Raw genomic sequence first — 13968 nt, 5'->3', positions numbered from 1 at the left:
GGCCGGTGTGCCGGTGGGGGCCGCGGTGCTCACGCCGGTGGGGAGCAGCGCGGCGACCGTCGCCGTCGTCGCCAGGACGGCGATGAGCCGGCGTCGACGCCGGCTCATCGGGGGTGACCAGTCCGGTTGTGGCACGGGACCTCCTCGTGGGAGCGGGATGGCCGACGATCGCCGGCCGTCAGTGCGCGGTGACGCATGTGCATCTGTGGATATCAGTCGATCGTGGTGGCGGCAAGGCCTGGGGGTGCCCACGGGCGAGGAGATCCTGATCCCGGTGATCGACATGCTGCTGGCCGACGACTGGCAGGGCCCGTCGGCCGGCTGTCCGCCGGCGGCTGGCCGTCCACGGTGGTGGTGGTCGTCGCGCTGGGGCCGCCGCTCGGGCGGCGGGTGATGGATGCTCGCCTACGGCGGCGACGGCGCACGGGCCGACGGCCGTCGTCGAAGCTGGCCCCGTGGAGGAGCCGCTCGTGTGGTCAGTCGCTCGGCGCCCAGTTGGGGTCGCGGCCGAAGGCGGCCAGGAGGTGGTCCTGCTCGTCGGCGTCGTCGGGCACCCGCACGCCGGTCCGGACCAGGTTGTTGCGCCGGTAGTCGTCGATCTCGTCGGCGAACCACCGGGCGGCCACGCGCACGGCGTCCGGGTCGAGCCGGGGCTGTGCGCCGATCGCCACCGCCACGTCCCAGCCGTGGATGAGGTGCTCGGCGAGGAGTTGCTGGAGGTATTCCGCGGCGGGGGTGTCGCCACCGGAGAGGTGCACGGTGCGGTCGATCGTGCCGGGATGGGTGGCGGCGATCTCGGCCTGCGCGGCCGCCTCCCGCGCCGTCGCGATCGGGTCGGCGCCGAGCTGGTCACCGTCGAGTCGGTCGCCGACCTCGTCGATGGTCCGGCCGGCGAGCAGCGGAACGCTCCACCGGTCCTCGTTGACCACGTGGTTGACCAGCGTGCGCACGTCCCAGTCCGAGCAGGGTGTCGGGTCGGACCACTGGCCGGGCTCGATCTGGTCCACCCGGTCGACGAACTCGGCCAGGCTCCGGCGGTACGCCTCCAGCAGATCCATGCTGCCGATTGTTCCGGTCGGCGGGGCGGGCCGAGCCGTTTTGCCCGGCCTGGGCTGGGTGATTGCGCCGGCTGCCCGGCTCAGTCCAGGTCGGTGGGGTCCAGGCCGAGCTCCCGGGAGGTGACCAGCCGGACCCACTCGCCGAACTGCCGCCGGGAGATCACCCGCTCGTGCACGGCGAGTTGGACGGCGAGACCGTCCATGACCGCGCTGATTCGCCAGGCGGCCCCGTCCGGGTCGGCGCACTGGAAGGTGCCGTCGGCCACGCCCGCCGAGATCACCGCGGCCAGGTCCTGACGCCAGCGCAGGTCGAGGCGGCGGGAGACCTTCTCCAACTCCGGCGTACGCAGCGACTCGGACCAGCCGTCGATCCACATCGACCAGGAGGCGCCACGGCCGGCCGGGGTGTAGAGCTTGAGGATCCGGCGGAGCTTGGTCAGCGGCGGGGCCGAGGACCGGGTCACCACGTCCAGTCGGGCGAGATCCTGCTCGACCGCGTACGCGAAGGCCTGCGAGAGCAACCGTTCCTTGGTGGCGAAGTGGTAGAAAACCAGTGCCTGACTCACGCCGGCGGCCTGCGCCACATCCGCCGTTCGGGTATTGGCCAGCCCGCGCTCAACGATCACGTCACAGGCGGTGCGCAGCAGGGCATCCAGGCGGATCTCGGCCGCACGTCTCGTCACGACCGTTACCGTAGCCCATCCGAGTGAACACGAACAGTTACCACCACGCGCTGATCGACGCTGTGACAGTCGGAAGCCGGACACTTTCCCGGAGGTTCGTCGGTCGTTCTGAGGGAAGCGTCCGTCGAGGTCCGCCACCCCGCGACGACGCGAGGACTCGCCCTTCACCGCACCTGCGACACGGTGATGACGATCATTGCCTAATGGTTTCGGAGGGTGACCGTCCGCAACGAATGACGGCACCAGGTCAGCCCCCTAGGAAGCCCTCCGAGACAGCGTCCACCCCACTCGCGCGCAGGGCGGGACGCGCCGAGGCGACCCCGAGTTGGCAGTCGTTCGCCGGCTCGGCTAAAGTTCTCATCCGTCACCCGGGAACGTCCGGGGGCGTGCGGACGTAGCGCAGCTGGTAGCGCATCACCTTGCCAAGGTGAGGGTCGCGGGTTCGAATCCCGTCGTCCGCTCGGAGCTGCCGCCACGCATGACGGGGGCAACCTCGGTGGGGTGGCCGAGAGGCGAGGCAACGGCCTGCAAAGCCGTCTACGCGGGTTCAAATCCCGTCCCCACCTCGGCAACAAGCACGGGCGATTGGCGCAGTGGGAGCGCGCTTCCTTGACACGGAAGAGGTCACTGGTTCAAACCCAGTATCGCCCACCACAGAGAACGGCCCGTCACCGGAAACCCGGTGACGGGCCGTTCTGCTTTCCGCTGGTGCTCATCCCGCGCTGAGCCGGTAACCGATCCCGCGAACGGTGTGCACCCGCAGGGTGTCGTCGGCGGCGCGCAGTTTGCGGCGTAGCCGCTTGACGGCCGAGTGCAGGATCGACGTGTCGCCGAGGTACGCGCAGCCCCAGACCGACTCGAAGAGCCTCTCGTACGTCCAGACTCCGACGGGTGCGGTGGCGAGCTGGGTGAGCAGGCGGCGCTCGAGTCGGGTCAGGGCCAGCGGTTGTCCGCGCCACGTCACCAGATGGCCGAGTGGGTCGATCGTGAGGTCGCCGAGGCTGATCCGGCCGGCGGTGGAGGTCGGGGCGGCGGCTGGAGTGGTGACGCCGGCTTTCGCGGCAGTGGGCCCGAGCAGCGGGGCCGGTCCGTCGATCACGGGCGGGCCGATCATCGCCTGCAACTCGGCGAGGTCGGCGCAGATCACCAAAGTGCCGAGCCCGTCGAGGCGCCGCACCATCCGTTCGCGCACCGACACGTCGGCACTCACGCAGAACACGAGGGACACGTCGTCGACCACTGTTGAACCTCCCCAGGCGCCAGTGAAAGACAACGCTGTCTGAACCCGGTAGTCAATGGTTTTCGATGCGCCGACGCGGATGATCCACTCGGGTTCGCTGACGTCGCGCTGTCCACCTCACCCGAACGCCGCGTCTTTTCGGAAGCCGAGTGGATCATGCTGGGTCAGAACGTCAGGACGCGGAACTCGCCCACCGGCTGGAAACCGAGGCGGCGGTAGACCGGCTCTCCGACGGGCGACGACGTGAGCGCGGCGGTGCGGACGCCCCGCTCGCGGGCCAGGTCGAGCACCGCCCCGGTCATCGCCGCGCCGATGCCTCGGCGGCGCTGCTCCGGCTGCGTACCCACGAAGTAGAGCGTGACCAGGCCGTGGCTGAGCCAGGCGACGGCCGTTCCGGCGACCCGGCCGTCGTCGAGACGGCCGACCAGTCTGATCACCGTGCCGTCACCGGTGAACGCCTTCTCCCGTTCGATCGTCGCGGCCACGCCCTCCGCCGGAATTCCGGACACCCGGGCGTAGGCGGGCACGAACGAGGCCAGGTCGGTGGTTTCGGTGACGTGCAGGCCGGCTGGAGTCGGAACTTCCGCCGCCTCCCCGATCGCCATCGTCATGATCGGCAGACGGGCGACCTCGGTGGCGCCGAGGGCGACCAGGCCGTCCGCGGTGCCGGTGTCGCTGTCCGGGCCCACCCACCAGACCCGGGGTACGCCGTGCAGGCGCCGCCGAGCTTCGAGGAGCGCGTCCGGTGGCGTGCGCCCGGCCACGCGCAGCACGCCGTTGAGGGTCGCGTGCGGCACGTCGCTGCGGTAGGTGGGCAGGTCTGGACCCCCGGTGACGCCGATGTTCCAGCCGAGCAGGTACGCCCGGTGCGCGGCCAGCACCGTGTCGAGAGACTCCATGATCTCGATCGTAACGCCCTGTGCTGATATGCCCTCACCTGCGGAAACCCGTCGATTCGACACCTGTGACCGGCGGTACTTTGTCGAACGTTCCAGATAGCGGGTAGCGTTCAGGCATGGCACGCACCCGTGAGTTCGACCTCGACGCCGCGGTCACCGCGGCCATGGAGGTGTTCCGGACCAAGGGCTACGAGGGCACCTCCATGCGCGACCTCGCCGAGGCCACCGGCCTGGGCAGCGGCTCGATCTACGCCGCTTTCGGCAGCAAGGACGGCCTCTACCTGGCGGTGCTCGACCTGTACCGGCAGCGCTACGCCACACCGATGGTCGATCTGCTGCGCTCCGGAAACGACGCGCGAGCGGTCATCCGTGAGGTGTTCGTCGGCACGGTGGACGACGTCACCGGCGACGGCCAGCACCTCTCCTGTCTCATCGTCGGGGCCTCGATGGAACGCGCACACCAGGACCAGCGGGTCGCCGACCGGCTCCGGTCGACGACGCAGTCCCTGGAGTCGGCGCTCTACGACCTGCTGGCCGAGGCGCAGTTGCGGGGCCAGATCACGTCCGCTCGCAGTGCCACCGATCTGGCCGGCTTTCTCGTGACCAGCCTCCAGGGTCTGCGGGTGATGGCCGCCATCGACCCGGACCGAGCGGCGCTGACGCGCTACGCCGAGGTCGCGCTCACCTGCCTGGACTGACCGCAACGGTCTGGCCCAACCGAGTAACGAGGAGTTCGAGAATGAGAGCGGTCGGACTGCTGCGCCATGGCGGGCCGGAGGTGCTGCGGGTGGTCGAGCTTCCGACGCCACACGCCGGCGTCGGCGAGGTTCGCATCCGGGTCCGCGCGGCGGGAGTCAACCCCGCGGACACGCTGATCAGGGCCGGTCTGACGCCGGTACGGCTGCGCGGTGCCGATCCCCTACTGCCTGGCCAGGACATCGCCGGCACGATCGACGAGGTCGGCCCCGGCACCAGCGGCGCCCTCGCGCCGGGTGACCCGGTGATGGCCATGATCAACCCGACCCGGGAGGCCGGTGGCGGGTACGCCGAGTGGGTGGTGCTCCCGGAGAGCTGGGTGGCGCTCGCGCCGGCCGGGGTGTCCCACGCCGAGGCGGCCACCCTGCCGTTGAACGGGCTGACCGCCCTGCACGCGCTGGACCAACTGCGGCTGCCGCCCGGCAGCACCCTCGCCGTCACCGGCGCGGCCGGTGCCGTTGGCGGGTACGCCGTACAGCTCGCGAAGGCCGCCGGTCACCGGGTGCTCGCCGACGCGGCGCCCGCCGACGTCGGCCGTGTCGCCGCGCTCGGAGCGGACACGACGGTGACCCGGGGCCCGGATGTCGCCGACCAGTTCCGGGAGCACGCCCCGGACGGCGTGGATGCCGCTGTCGACACCGCGCTGATCGGGGGCGCGCTGCTGCCGGCGGTCCGCGACGGTGGTGCCGTCGCGTTGCTGCGCGGCGGGCCCGATCCGGTGCTGCTCGCGCAGGCCAACGAACGCCGCATCACCATGGTGGCGGCGTACGTGCACGACTACGACGGACGCCGGGACAAGCTCGACCTGCTCCGGCAGCTCGCCGAGGAGGGCAAGCTGACCCTGCGCGTCGCCGGGCGGTTCGCACCGGAGGAGGCGGCCCGCGCGCACCAACTCCTGGAGGCCGGCGGAGTACGCGGCCGGATGGTCATCGAGTTCTGACGCCGCCTTCGAGGTGCGCGGACGGGCCGACCACCTCGATCGAGGCGACCGGCCCGTGACGCGGAGCCCTCACAGCGGAGCCCTCACAGCGGAGCCCTCACAGCGGAGGCGCGATGTCCCGCCGCTCCTCGACCTGGCGGTACTCCACCGGCTGCTCGGTGGTGGTGACGACCTGGCGGCGGCGACTGAAGATCAGCGTGGTCATGATCAGGCCGAGCACGCCGGCTCCCATCAGGATCCAGCCGACCACGTCAAGGTTGATGCCGCCGACGCTGGCATCCAGCGCGAAGGTGAGGATCGCGCCGAGCGCGATCAGGAAGATGCTGGTGCCGATACCCACGACAGCCTCCTTAGGGGGTGTGGTGTGCTGTCGAGATTCCTCAGTACCCCGCCGCCGACCAGTGCAACCGCGACCGCCCAGGGTGCCGTGCCAAGCGATCTTGGCGTCGGGTAGAGTTCACCTGTCGCCGGCGGTTGTCGGGGACGTGCGGACGTAGCGCAGCTGGTAGCGCATCACCTTGCCAAGGTGAGGGTCGCGGGTTCGAATCCCGTCGTCCGCTCGCGATCTGCCCCGACGGGCCTGGCTGCCGGTTCGGGTGGTCACCACGGGCGATTGGCGCAGTGGGAGCGCGCTTCCCTGACACGGAAGAGGTCACTGGTTCAAACCCAGTATCGCCCACCATCTCTGCAAGCAGATCAGAAGACCCGTTACCGGGATATCCGGTAACGGGTCTCGGCGTTCTCCTCCGTGGACCTTCCGCCCGGCACCGCTCGGCCCCGTCACTAGCCGCCGGCGCGAAGCACCTCGCTCAGCCGGTCGCGTCGCCGCAGCGCCGACTCGACCGGTACGACCGTGGCGGCCGCCGCCAGCAGCGCCAGGCTCACCAGGCCCAGCAGCCACCACGGCAGGACCGCCGCCGGGTCGTCGGCCTGGCCGGTGAGCAGCAGCAGGTCGAGCGGGCCGAGCGTCAGGCGTGCGAGCAGGGCCCCGAGTAGCGGGCCGCACACCGCGGTGACCACGACCGGCGGCAGCAGCTCTCCGGCGGCGACCCAGCGGGCGTCGCGTGGCCGCAGGCCGAGGGTCCGCAGCCGGGTGAGGGTCTGCCACCGCTGCGACGCGCTGGCGGCGGCGGCGAGCATGAGGCCGAGCAACCCCAGCGCCAGCAGCACGGCGGCGGCCGTCCACGCCAGCCGCACCAGCCCTGCGGTCAGCGGAGCCGCCCGCTGCTCCCGCAGCACGTCCGCGCGCAGCACGACGTCGGCGGCGACGCCGGTGTTCGACACGGCCCGCGCCGCGCCGGGGCCGGTCACCCAGACGGTGTTCGGAACGGCGGGCAGCCCGGCGTCGGCGAGCGCCGTGGCGTCCACGATGACGACGTCGTCGGCGCCGCCGACGGAGGGAGCGGCACCGACCGCGGTGAGACGGATCGCCGGGGCGCCCTCCCGGGGCAGCTGCAGCCGCGTTCCGGTCCGCAGAGAGCCGTCGCTCGACCGGACCAGCGCCGGGACGTCCCCGCGGCCGGGACCAGGTGCCGTGAGCCGGGCCAGCGCCGGCGCGTCGGGCAGCGGAGTGGTGGCCAGCAGTCGCTGGAACGCGGCGGTGTCCACGACGACCAGGCGTGGGGTGAGCAGTGTCGATTCGGTGAAGACGCGGGCCGAGTCGGTCACCTGCGCGACGACGACCTGCCCCACCCCGGGTGCGCCGGCGATGCGTTCGGCGAGTGCGGGCGTGGCGGCCTCGGCGTCGGCGCCGACGTCGAGGCGGGCGTCGGCGCCGACGGTGCTCCACGCGCCGTCGGTCAGACCCCGGGTGACGGTGGTGCCGAGGATGAGCGCGAACGACGCGAGCGCCGTGGTGCTGATTAGAACCAGCAGCGGCAGCGCGCGCCCGGCCGTCGTGGCCGCCTGGGCGGCACCGAACACGGCCAGTGGGCGGCGCGAGCGCAGAGCCTGTCGGAGCGCGAACCGCGCCCCGAGGGGCAGTAGCCGGAGCACGACGAGCGCGCCGACGAGCGCACCCAGAGCGAGGGCGCTGACCGGCAGGATCAGGTCGCCGTTCAGTTCACCGGTGTCGCCGTCGGGGGCGACGGGCAGGAGCCCGCGCTGGTGCAGTGTGACGAAGGCGGCGACCGCGGCGATCAGGACGGCGGCCTCCACGGCGGCGCGGCGCAACTGGCCGGTGGCCCGGATCCAGCGCCGAGCGGCCGGGTTGGCGGGTTGGCGTCGGTCGCGGCTGGCGCGGGCGGCGGCGAGGGTGCCGAACACCGGCCCGGCGACGGCACCGGCCAGCACCACGGGAACGGCCCAGGTCCAGGAGACGCCCGGAGCGGCCGCGCGGGCGAGCGCGAGCCCGACGGCGGCGGCCGACAGGGCCACCACTGTGGACTCGACGACCAGTTCCGCGCCGAGGTCGGGTAGCGCCGCCCCACGCTGCCGGGCGGCGCTCAGCACCGGGGTACGGCGGCGGACCAGCAGGTCGGCGGCGAGCAGCAGGACCAGCACGGTGGCGGTCAGCACCCCGGCCAGCAGGACGGCGGCCTGTGCGGAAGCGGCGCTGTTCCGTACCCGGGCGTCGCGCAGGGCGGTGTCGAGCTGCGATTGCCACTTCAGGGACCGGTCGCGGTCGCTTGACGAGCCGGAGGTGGCCTTGAGCTTCACCACCTGGCGGGCGAGCGCCGCGGTGGCGTCCCAGGTGAGCGCGTCGGGTGCGGGGGCGAAGTGGACGGTGCGTCGCAGTTGGTCCTCGTCGATGGCGAGCCGGGCGTCCGGTAACGACTCGCGCGACAGCAGGCCGGCGAACCGGGTGGTCCCCACGCCGTCGGCGCCGGGCACGGGGCGCAGCAGCGCCGGGGCGAGTCGCCAGGCGGGGTCGGCGCTGTCCGCGGGTCGGTAGATCCCGCTGATCCGGACGTCCTTGTCGCGACCCTGGCCGTCCCTGACCGGGATTCGATCGCCGGGGCCGAGATCGAGTGCGGCGGCGTCCGCCTCGGAGAGGCCGACCTGCACGGGCCAGGGCGGTCCGTCGTAGGGCATCTCGACGTACTCGTCGGAGACGGCGGGGCCGGGAGCGCTGCCGGCGATCCAGGTCACGTCCGGGCCGCCGAGGTCACCGGCCAGGTAGGTGAACTGGAAGGTACGCGGCTCGCTGCCGTCGGTGATGCCGAGGATCGGGCCGTTGACAGCGGCGACGGGCGGGAGCAGCGCGGCGTCCAGGTCGGGGCCGAGCGCGTCCGTGGCCCGGGCGCGGAAGTTGTCGACAGCCTCGGCGAGGCTGGGCATCCGTACCCGCCCGCCGGTCGGCCCGTCGTCGCGTTCGAAGTTGGCGTGTACGAGGACGTTCGAGTCGTTGCCGGCGCGACGGACCGTGTCCTGCACGGCGGTGTCGGCGGCGGCGCGGAGCAGCGCGGGCGCGGCCCCGGCGAGCAGCGCGACGGCCGCGATGACAGCAGCGGTGAGCAGCAGCGGTCCGGCGTCGGTACGGCCACGGCCACGGATGCTGGGCCAGTGCGGCGCCGGCCACCGGAGGGTCAGCCGTTTGTTCACGGCGCCACCCGCAGGTGCGCGGCGTCGGCCCGGCGGACCTGGACGGTGACCACGACGGCGACCGCCACCATGCATCCGGCCAGCAGTGCGGCGAGCAGTGCGGCCTCGGCCGGCCACGGCCAGTGTGGCTGGACGGCCGGGACGGGCGCGGCGCCGGTGTCGGAGCGTACGAGCAGGGGAGCGACGACGTGGGTGGCGAGCGCGCCGACGGCCGTGCCCGCGGCGAGCAGGGGCAGCAGAACACCGGCGTGCTGGCCGAGCAGCACGGCCCGGATGACGCGCCGGGACATCCCCAGGCCACGCAGCCGCGTCACCTCCACGGCGCGGACCCGGAGATCGCCGGTGACGTGCAGGACGACGCCGGCGAGCAGGAGCAGGGCCGCGGCCGGGACGATGAGCCGGAGCGCGGCCGGCAGCGCGGCGCGCAGTGGGCCGCCGGTGAGGCGGGCGGTCTCCGCCTCGCGGCTCGCGACGGTGCCCAGGTGCAGGGCGGAGGCCCGCTCGGCGGCATCGGGGCCGGTGGGGTGGCCGACCCACCAGGCGTCGATCGGGAACGTCAGGTCGCCGGTGAGGGCGCGTGCGCGGGACAGCGTGTCCAGGTCGGCCAGGACGGCGACGGCGCCGGGGGCGGACGGTACGGTCGGCACGACCTCGGTGACGACGACCGGGACGGGCGTGATGCCGACCGTGACGCTGAGCCGGCTGCCGCTCTCGACACCGACCTCGCTGGCGAAGCGGGCGGAGACGGCGACGGGCACCGGGCCGGGGTCCGGGAAGGCGCTGGCGACGAGGGTCCGGGCGGCGTCCTCGGCGCCGCCGAGGTCGACGGTCGCGGCCATCCGCAGCGTCGTTCCCGTCGGCGTGGTGGACACGACGACGGTCGGGTCGCGCAAACTGTTCGGGACCGGCGGCGCGGACGTGGCGGTCCAGTCCGATCCGTCAGCGGGCCTCTGCGCCGACCCGGCGGGCGGCACGGTGAGTGTGACGGCTACGGCGACGGGTCCGCCGACCGCGTCGGCGGTGACCGGCAGGGCGACCGCGACGAGGCGCAGCCCGTCAGCCGTCGCGCAGTCGGGCAGCCGGAACTCCCGGCCGTCGAGCGGTACGGAAGGGCCGGTGCAGGACGTGCGGAGGCCGGTGGCGTCCTGAAGCAGCAGCCGGGGCGTCACGACCAGCGGGCTGTCGCCGGCGGCGGTCCCGGTCAGGACGAGCGGGGCGCCAGCCGGAACGGCGAGGCCGGTGACCCGGGTGCGTGGTGCCAGAGCGGCGCCCACGTCCGCCCATCCACGGTCGCTGTCCAGCCGCCCGCGCAGCAGCGCGTCGGCGCGGGTGGTGTCGACGGCGACCAGGCGCGGCGCGTCGCCGGCGCTGCCGAGCCACTGACCGACGGCCGTACCACGGTCGAGGGCCGGACTCACCGCCCCCGCGGTGGCCGCGCTGACGACCGCGCCGTCTCCGGCCACCGGCGCCGTGCTGAGGGTGAGTGCCAGGTCGGTGCCGACGGCGAGCGCGGCCTGGTCGCGCTGCGACTGATGCCACGTGTCGTCGAAGGCGAGGCCGAAGGTTCCGGCCGCGCACGCCAGTCCGACGAGCAGCCCGGCGGCGACCGCTTGTGGCCGGCGCGCGGTCTCGGAGACCGCCAGCGGAAGCGCCAGCCCACGGGTGCGGGACGCCAGCCGGTCGGCGCCGCGGAGGGCGGGTAGCACCACCCGGAGGGCCAGGGCCGCGCCCGCGGTGAGTAGCAGCGCCGGTGCGAGCACCCGGACCGCGTCGGCGCGTGGGCTGGCGTCGGTGGGCTGCGCGTACAGCTGCCACCAGCCGGCGGCGGCGAACACCGCGAGCATCAGGTCGGCGCCGGATCGGGCCAGCAGTTCGCGGCGGGTGCGCTGGTCGCCGGCTGCCGGGACGGGCCGGATCGCCAGGACGGTGAGGACGGCGGCGAGCACCAGCGCGCCGCTGGCGACCGCGAGGACCTGGGCACCGGCGATGGTCGGCGAGACGGTCAGGCCGGCGCCGGCCATCGACGGCAGGTGGGTCAAGCCGGCATGCAGGGCCGACGAGGCCGGTATCGCGAGCGCGGCGGCGACGGCGGCGACGAGCCCGGCCTCGAGCGTCGCGGTGCCGGCGAGTTGGCGACGGCTGGTGCCCAGGGCGGACCGCAGGGCGGTCTCGTCGGCGCGTATGCCCGTGGTCAGCCGGCCGGCCAGGACGAGTGCCGTCGCGGCCAGGACGCCGCCGAGGACGGCAAGGGCGAGCACGACGGCGGCGGTGACGTGCTGTTGGTCGTCGGCGGCCCGCAGGGTCAGCGGCAGTTCGGAGGAGACACGTGCGAGCCGGACACGGTCGCCGAGGGTGGCTGCCAGCTGGCGGTCGGCACTGCGGACGGCCCCGGCCACGGTCTCCAGATCGTGGCGGTCGGGGTGGGACAGGTCCGGATGGGCGGTGACCTCCAGCCGGTCGACGGTGGCGCCGGTGGTGACCAGGTCGGCGAGGTCGACGAGGAACGGGCCGTAGGCGTTGACCGGCTGCTGGAAACGGCCGTCCCGGTAGCCGGTGGCGGAGCCGGCCGCGGCCAGCGGGTCGCGGTCCCAGCCGCGCCCCGGCAGCGGGCGCACCACACCGACGACGATCACGTCGATGGCCGGGACGGGTGCGTGGGCCAGCTCGGCGCCGAGGCGCACCCGGTGACCGGGGGTGAGGCCGAGCAGTCGTGCGGTGGACTCCAGCAGCACCGCGTCGCCCGGGTGCTGCGGCCAGCGCCCGGTGACCAGCTCGCCTCGGGAGGGCAGGTCGTCCAGCCCCGACAGGTACGCCTGGGCGCCGACGGTGGTGCCCGTGGCGAGCGTGGGCGGCAGCGCCCGCAACACTGTGGACGCCCGCGCGGTTGTCGTCACCGGGAACGGTGCCAGCGTGGACGCCACCACGGTGCGGGTGTCGGCGGCGACGGACTGCGTGTCCCGGCCCTCGACGCTGCCGGTGTAGACGGTCACGTCGACGGCGGCGGGGGCGGCGCGGGCCATGGCGACCTCCAGCGCCCGCTCGCCGCTGCGGGTGACCAGCAGGGTGCAGGTGCCCAGCAGGGTGGCGCCGATCGTGACGACCCCGAGGAGGGCTGCCAGCAACGGCCACTGCGCGCGGGCGCGCCGGCTGACCAACCTCATCGTCGCGTCACCCGGCGTCCGGCGTGGGCGTGTCCGGCTGCCCGGCGGCCTGTTCGTCGAGGTGCCCGTCGTGGATGCGGATGACCCGGTCGGCCAGGGCCATCATCACCGCGTCGTGCGTCGACACCACGACGGTGACCCCTTCGGATTCCACTATCCCGCGCAGCAGTGCCATCACCGACAGGCCTGTCTCGGCGTCCAGTTGCCCGGTGGGCTCGTCGGCGAGCAGAAGCTGGGGCGAGGCGGCCAGCGCGCGGGCGATCGCCACCCGCTGCTGCTGGCCGCCGGACAGCTCGGCCGGCCGCTGTTGAGCGTGGTCGGCCAGGCCGATCAGCTCCAGCAGCAACGCGACCCGCCGCTCGCGCTCGGTCGGGGCGACGCGGGCCATCCGCAGCGGGGCCGCGACGTTCTCCGCGGCAGACAGCACCGGGATCAACCCGAAGCTCTGGAAGACGTAGGACACCTTCTCGCGCCGCAGCCGGGACAGGCCGTCCTCGTCGAGCGTGGTGACGTCGGTGCCGTCGACGTGCACGGTGCCGGCGTCCGGGCGGTCCAGGCCGCCGATGACGTTGAGCAGGGTGGTCTTGCCCGAGCCGGACCGGCCGACGAGCGCCACCATCGAACCGGCGGCCACGTCGAACGACACGCCGCGCAGGGCGTGTACGACGGTCGGCCCGGTGCGGAAGCGCCGGTGTACGCCGCGCACGCGAAGCAGTGGCTCGCCGCTCATTCGCCGACTCCCGAGTCGGGGCGGATCGTGATGTGGTCGGCTTCCAGGGCCAGCCGGACCCGTCGGGTCAGCGCCAGCGCCTGGCGGAACTCGCGGGGCACCTGGACCCGCCCGGCCCGGTCCATCACGGCGTACTCCTCGGCGATCATGTGCGTGTCGCCCTCCGCGTCGGTGGTGGCGCGGCGCAGCACCTCGCTGCTGGTGCGCCCGTCCCGGATCGCGACGGTCCGTTCGACCTGGCCGCTGACCTCCGGATCGTGGGTCACCACGACAACGGTGACGCCGTAGCGCCGGTTGACGTCCCGCAGCACGCCGAAGACCTCCGCGGACGTGGCGGCGTCCAGCTCGCCGGTCGGCTCGTCGGCGAGCAGGACCCGCGGCTGGTTGGCCAGCGCCACCGCGATCGCGACCCGCATCTGCTGCCCTCCGGAGAGTTGCCCGGGGCGCCGGTCGGCGCAGTCGGCGACACCGAGGCTGTCCAGCAGGTCGGCCGTGCGCTCCCGGCGTTCCTTCTTCGCCGTACGGGCCGCTGTCATCGGCAGGTCCACCATCTCCCGTGCGGTCAGGTAGGGGATCAGGTTGCTGGCCGTCTGCTGCCGTACGAACCCGACGGTGTGCCGCCGGTAGTCCACCCGGTCGGCGCGGGACATCGCCAGCAGGTTCCACCTGTCGACCCGGACCCGCCCGGCGGTGGGGGCGTCGATGCCGGCCAGGATGGAGAGCAGCGTCGACTTGCCCGACCCGGAGGCGCCGACCACGGCGACCAGTTCACCGCTCTCCACGGCCAAGTCCAGCCCTTGCAGTGCCTGTACCTCGATCGAACCGGTCTGGTAGATCCGCACCAGGTTCTCGCAGACGATGAGCGCGTCCCGGCCGAACTCGGGTGACCGCGCGGATGGCTGCGGCAGGGACAGCGGTGTGCTGGGCATTCCCTGCTCCGTCCGGGTTGTGCTGACGC

The 13968-nt window shown here is 73.5% G+C and carries 12 protein-coding genes and 5 tRNA genes; 8 read left to right on the top strand and 9 right to left on the bottom strand.

Annotation, left to right across the window (positions count from 1 at the left end; translation table 11 throughout):
• The first annotated feature begins 244 nt into the window (after window positions 1–244).
• Complete coding sequence (locus LADH09A_RS04910; protein WP_238643519.1) at window positions 245–394, top strand: hypothetical protein; 150 nt, start codon at window positions 245–247, stop codon at window positions 392–394.
• A gap of 82 nt (window positions 395–476) precedes the next feature.
• Here the strand turns inward: LADH09A_RS04910 and LADH09A_RS04905 are convergent, their stop codons facing one another.
• Together LADH09A_RS04905 and LADH09A_RS04900 are read right to left on the bottom strand one after the other, a co-directional pair.
• Complete coding sequence (locus LADH09A_RS04905; protein ID WP_238643518.1) at window positions 477–1058, bottom strand: TIGR03086 family metal-binding protein; 582 nt, start codon at window positions 1056–1058, stop codon at window positions 477–479.
• 80 nt (window positions 1059–1138) lie between these two features.
• Window positions 1139–1741 (bottom strand): TetR/AcrR family transcriptional regulator, encoded by a 603-nt coding sequence (locus LADH09A_RS04900; RefSeq protein ID WP_238643517.1) that lies wholly within the window; start codon window positions 1739–1741, stop codon window positions 1139–1141.
• A 388-nt stretch (window positions 1742–2129) separates the two neighbouring features.
• Between LADH09A_RS04900 and LADH09A_RS04895 the strand changes: the two genes are divergently transcribed.
• The 3 genes from LADH09A_RS04895 to LADH09A_RS04885 all read left to right on the top strand — a co-directional run bounded on the left by LADH09A_RS04895 (window position 2130) and on the right by LADH09A_RS04885 (window position 2395).
• A tRNA-Gly gene (locus tag LADH09A_RS04895) sits at window positions 2130–2202 on the top strand.
• 34 nt (window positions 2203–2236) lie between these two features.
• Window positions 2237–2307, top strand: a tRNA-Cys gene (locus LADH09A_RS04890).
• 13 nt (window positions 2308–2320) lie between these two features.
• Window positions 2321–2395 (top strand) — tRNA-Val (locus LADH09A_RS04885).
• A gap of 58 nt (window positions 2396–2453) precedes the next feature.
• Here the strand turns inward: LADH09A_RS04885 and LADH09A_RS04880 are convergent.
• Both LADH09A_RS04880 and LADH09A_RS04875 read right to left on the bottom strand, forming a co-directional pair.
• Window positions 2454–2939, bottom strand: coding sequence for a winged helix-turn-helix domain-containing protein (locus LADH09A_RS04880; RefSeq protein ID WP_238643525.1), 486 nt, complete (start codon window positions 2937–2939; stop codon window positions 2454–2456).
• A gap of 206 nt (window positions 2940–3145) precedes the next feature.
• Window positions 3146–3880, bottom strand: coding sequence for a GNAT family N-acetyltransferase (locus LADH09A_RS04875; protein ID WP_238643516.1), 735 nt, complete (start codon window positions 3878–3880; stop codon window positions 3146–3148).
• A 116-nt stretch (window positions 3881–3996) separates the two neighbouring features.
• Here LADH09A_RS04875 and LADH09A_RS04870 point away from each other — a divergent pair, with 116 nt between their 5' ends.
• Both LADH09A_RS04870 and LADH09A_RS04865 read left to right on the top strand, forming a co-directional pair.
• On the top strand, window positions 3997–4578 hold the full coding sequence (locus tag LADH09A_RS04870; protein ID WP_238643515.1) for a TetR/AcrR family transcriptional regulator: 582 nt from the start codon (window positions 3997–3999) through the stop codon (window positions 4576–4578).
• Between the two features lie 41 nt (window positions 4579–4619).
• Window positions 4620–5576, top strand: a complete 957-nt coding sequence (locus LADH09A_RS04865; protein ID WP_238643514.1) for an NADP-dependent oxidoreductase — start codon at window positions 4620–4622, stop codon at window positions 5574–5576.
• A gap of 97 nt (window positions 5577–5673) precedes the next feature.
• On the opposite strand, the gene LADH09A_RS04860 is transcribed toward LADH09A_RS04865, so the two are convergent.
• On the bottom strand, window positions 5674–5916 hold the full coding sequence (locus LADH09A_RS04860; protein ID WP_238643513.1) for a DUF6458 family protein: 243 nt from the start codon (window positions 5914–5916) through the stop codon (window positions 5674–5676).
• Window positions 5917–6063: 147 nt separating this feature from the next.
• Between LADH09A_RS04860 and LADH09A_RS04855 the strand changes: the two genes are divergently transcribed.
• Both LADH09A_RS04855 and LADH09A_RS04850 read left to right on the top strand, forming a co-directional pair.
• A tRNA-Gly gene (locus tag LADH09A_RS04855) sits at window positions 6064–6136 on the top strand.
• Between the two features lie 47 nt (window positions 6137–6183).
• Window positions 6184–6258 (top strand) — tRNA-Val (locus LADH09A_RS04850).
• A 101-nt stretch (window positions 6259–6359) separates the two neighbouring features.
• On the opposite strand, the gene LADH09A_RS04845 is transcribed toward LADH09A_RS04850, so the two are convergent.
• From LADH09A_RS04845 to LADH09A_RS04830, 4 genes are read right to left on the bottom strand one after another with little or no spacing between them, the layout of a single operon-like run.
• Window positions 6360–9119, bottom strand: a complete 2760-nt coding sequence (locus tag LADH09A_RS04845) for an FtsX-like permease family protein (RefSeq protein WP_238643512.1) — start codon at window positions 9117–9119, stop codon at window positions 6360–6362.
• Window positions 9116–12280: a permease gene (locus tag LADH09A_RS04840; RefSeq protein ID WP_238643511.1), complete on the bottom strand. Its 3165-nt coding sequence runs from the start codon at window positions 12278–12280 to the stop codon at window positions 9116–9118. Before LADH09A_RS04840 ends, LADH09A_RS04845 begins: the two co-directional genes overlap by 4 nt.
• A gap of 7 nt (window positions 12281–12287) precedes the next feature.
• Complete coding sequence (locus LADH09A_RS04835; RefSeq protein WP_238643510.1) at window positions 12288–13010, bottom strand: ABC transporter ATP-binding protein; 723 nt, start codon at window positions 13008–13010, stop codon at window positions 12288–12290.
• Window positions 13007–13939 (bottom strand): ABC transporter ATP-binding protein, encoded by a 933-nt coding sequence (locus LADH09A_RS04830; protein ID WP_238643509.1) that lies wholly within the window; start codon window positions 13937–13939, stop codon window positions 13007–13009. The genes LADH09A_RS04835 and LADH09A_RS04830 overlap by 4 nt, the downstream gene beginning before the upstream one ends.
• Window positions 13940–13968 lie beyond the last annotated feature (29 nt).

The sequence above is a fragment of the Micromonospora cabrerizensis genome, from assembly GCF_022230955.1.
Classification (GTDB): domain Bacteria; phylum Actinomycetota; class Actinomycetes; order Mycobacteriales; family Micromonosporaceae; genus Micromonospora; species Micromonospora cabrerizensis.
This window is presented reverse-complemented; position numbering and strand designations above follow the sequence as displayed.